The following is a 2872-nucleotide window of genomic DNA, read 5'->3' as shown; positions in this document are numbered from 1 at the left end:
GGCCCTGCTGGCCCTGCTGGCCCTGCTGGCTCTGGTTCTGCTGACCCTGCTGGCTCTGGTTCTGCTGACCCTGCTGGCTCTGCTGCTGGCCTTCCCCGCTCTGGCTCATGCTCCTGCTCCCGGCTCGGCTGGCCCGACGTCGCACGGGCCTGGACCGGCGGCGGTTACCCGAATCGGTCCGGGGCACGCGCACTGTCGCCAAGCTGCTGACACACGACATCACCAAGGCCGGCATCGCCGATATCTGCCGGCAGCTTGACCCAAGTGCTCACCAGCTGGGCATTCGCGCCAACAGCGTTGTCGCACCCGGGCCGATCTGGACCCACTGATCCATCCACAGCCCAGCCAAGGGTCTCCCAGGCCGCCCCCGGGCAACCCGCCGAACTCGCTTGGAGCTACGTCATGCTCACCGGAAGTCGGCTACGCCTCCGGCGCCCGCGCGCGGTCAGCGGCGGACAACCGATCCTGTGACTGGCGACGCGCTCGCTGCTTTCTTGCTGCCTGACTGACCGCCGGCGAGCTGACTGGCCGGCGTAGCGTCCGGCACCCGCTGCTGTCATGCACGGAGGAGCGGACGCTGCCCTTATTCAGCCCGACACTTGTCGATCTGCCTGCCGCCCGAGGTGATGGCGACAGTCACTCTTCCCGCTCCTCGCGCCGGCGGCGCATTACCGGCCGTCGCGGCGGTTCCGGGCGCCGGGCCGGACGGGGACGTGGCCGCTCCTCGCGTTCCTCGCGCGGCTCCCGGGGCTCCCGGGGCTCGCGGTCCGGATGGCCCGCCCACTCGGGCTCGCGACGGCGCGGCGGGGGCTGTTCCTCCTCCGGTCTCTCCTCGCGCTCCTCCTCGGCCTCCCGGCCGCGGCCCCGCTGCTCCTGCCGGGTGCGGGCCTCCTGCTCCTGCTGCTCGCGGGCCTCCTGCTCCTCGCGCAGCGCGGTCTCGTGGTCCTTGACCACCTGGGAGTCCTCGATCTCGCCGCGCCAGCCCTCCACCGAGTCCGGGTCGAGAACGGTCACGGTCATCACGTGCCGGACGAAGTGCTTGAGCTCCAGCCGCACCCGCCGGCCCTGGGCCCGCCACAGGTTGCCGGTGTGCTCGAACAGGCCCTGCGGGTGGTACTCCAGCACGACCAGGATCTTCGTCAGCTCGGGGCCGACCTCGTGGAAGCTGACCGTCCCGTCGACGGAGCCCTTCTCACCCTTGGAACGCCAATGGATGAGCCGGTCCGGGATCTGCCGGACGATGGTCGACTCCCAGCTGCGGTGCGACCAGAAGACCTGCGCCTTCCAGGTCATCTTCTCGTCGGACTCGCAGTCGGCCTGCTCGACCTTCTTCATGAAGCTGGGGAAGTCGCCGAACTGGGTCCACTGGTTGTACGCGACCCGGACCGGCACGCCGACCTCGATCGTCTCGACGATGTTGGTGACCTTGAGCTTCTTGCCGCCGCCCTTGCCACCGTTGCCGCCGCCACCCGGCAACGCCGCCATCAGCTTCTCCTTACCGCCGGCCAGACGGGTCTGGAACATGGCCTTCACCCGGGACTGGCCCTCGGCGCGCTTCTTTCTACCGGTGACGGCGGCGACCAGGCCGGAGCCGCCGCCCTGCTTCGCGTACTCGCTGAGCCGGCCGGTTGTGCCGGTGATCTTCTCGGTCAGCACGTGGGTGGCCCGCTCCCCGACTGCGGAGGCGAGGTTGCGCACCTCGCCGCCGACTTGCTCGCGTGCCTTGTGCACGAGGTTGCCGATAGCCATCGTCACTGACCCCCACGTTCACCGTCGCTGGACCCCTGGCCACCCTGCTGGCCCTGCGCGGCCTGGCCGCTGGCCTGGCGGCGCAGCGCGTCCGCGCTGCCGCGCAGCTTGCCGCTGAGCACGTCGATGCCGCTGCCCGCGGCGGCGGTCGCCGCGGCCTTGCCCGCGGTCGCCAGCGGCTGGCCCAGCTTGCCGAGGTTGCCCAGCTGCGGGTTGGCGCCGAATAGATCCGTGCCGAGCTTCTTCAACCCGCCCGGCTGCTGGGTGGCCCGCCCGACCGCTACCGCCGCAGCCAGCGTCAGGGCCGTCTTCAGCTTCTTGCGGCGCCCCAGGAGATAGCCGAAGCCCACCGCCAGTGCGACCCGTGTTCCGCTCTTCATCACCTCTCCTCGCTCCCCCGGCGCACACCGGACGCCGGTCACCTGGGACCGACCACAGCCGGCCGCCGGGGATCGGCGGAACAGGTCCTGCGACACCGGGCGTCCGCCATTGGTGGAACCAGCGAGTACCCGTCTTTCTACCCGCAAAACGACACCGAACCGACAAAACCGGCCAACGCCAACCCGTACGCTGGGCTGCGGCGACCCTGACGACGGCCTGGGCGCGCATCGGATCGGGCTGCGGCATTGGTAAGGGCCCTTGCACCAGACAGCACCGTGGTGCAGAAGCCACGTCTATGGCTAGCAAGCGCCACTTCGGCCGGATCCGCAAGCTGCCCTCCGGCCGGTATCAGGCCCGCTACCCCGGCCCGGACGGCGTCGACCGGCCGGCACCACACACCTTCATTTGAAAGACCGACGCTGAGCGTTGGGTTGCCGCCGTTGAGGCGGACATCCTCAAAGGGTCCTGGCGTGACCCTGACCTCGGTCGAGTCGCCCTCGGCTCGTACCTGGCAGAGTGGATCAATCACCGTCCTGGACTGCGCCGGAGGACTCTCGATCTGTACCGGTGGCTGCACGGCCAGCGCTCGCCATCCCGTGTGCCATCGACCCGCCCTCCTGGGGAGCGGGCCGCCGCCCGGCCCGCCACGTCAGGCGGACCTTGACGGCTCGTACGGGCGCTGGCGGGTCGGGCGGTGGTCTGCTCGGCTTGCCCGGGTCGGTGGCAGGCGGGATGGCTCCTT

General features: G+C 70.4%; 3 protein-coding genes. 1 reads left to right on the top strand and 2 read right to left on the bottom strand.

Annotated elements, in window-relative coordinates:
* Positions 1-636: 636 nt before the first annotated feature.
* Both I8N68_RS33795 and I8N68_RS32245 read right to left on the bottom strand, forming a co-directional pair.
* Positions 637-1749 (bottom strand): SRPBCC family protein, encoded by a 1113-nt coding sequence (locus I8N68_RS33795; protein WP_200216885.1) that lies wholly within the window; start codon positions 1747-1749, stop codon positions 637-639.
* A gap of 2 nt (positions 1750-1751) precedes the next feature.
* Complete coding sequence (locus I8N68_RS32245) at positions 1752-2129, bottom strand: hypothetical protein (RefSeq protein WP_234040997.1); 378 nt, start codon at positions 2127-2129, stop codon at positions 1752-1754.
* Between the two features lie 296 nt (positions 2130-2425).
* On the opposite strand from I8N68_RS32245, the gene I8N68_RS34580 reads away from it, so the two are divergent.
* Positions 2426-2539: a hypothetical protein gene (locus I8N68_RS34580; protein WP_504739829.1), complete on the top strand. Its 114-nt coding sequence runs from the start codon at positions 2426-2428 to the stop codon at positions 2537-2539.
* Positions 2540-2872: the final 333 nt, after the last annotated feature.

Origin of the sequence: Micromonospora coerulea (assembly GCF_016598485.1) — a bacterium.
Taxonomy (GTDB): Bacteria; Actinomycetota; Actinomycetes; order Mycobacteriales; family Micromonosporaceae; genus Micromonospora; species Micromonospora coerulea.
Note: the sequence above shows the minus strand (reverse complement) of the source record. Positions and strands in the feature narration are given on the sequence as shown.

What these genes read in the sequence shown, in the direction of transcription:
- I8N68_RS33795 (WP_200216885.1), bottom strand. Translation starts at nt 1,749, where the DNA reads ATGGCTATCGGCAACCTCGTGCACAAGGCACGCGAGCAAGTCGGCGGC.
- I8N68_RS32245 (WP_234040997.1), bottom strand. Translation starts at nt 2,129, where the DNA reads ATGAAGAGCGGAACACGGGTCGCACTGGCGGTGGGCTTCGGCTATCTC.
- I8N68_RS34580 (WP_504739829.1), top strand. Translation starts at nt 2,426, where the DNA reads ATGGCTAGCAAGCGCCACTTCGGCCGGATCCGCAAGCTGCCCTCCGGC.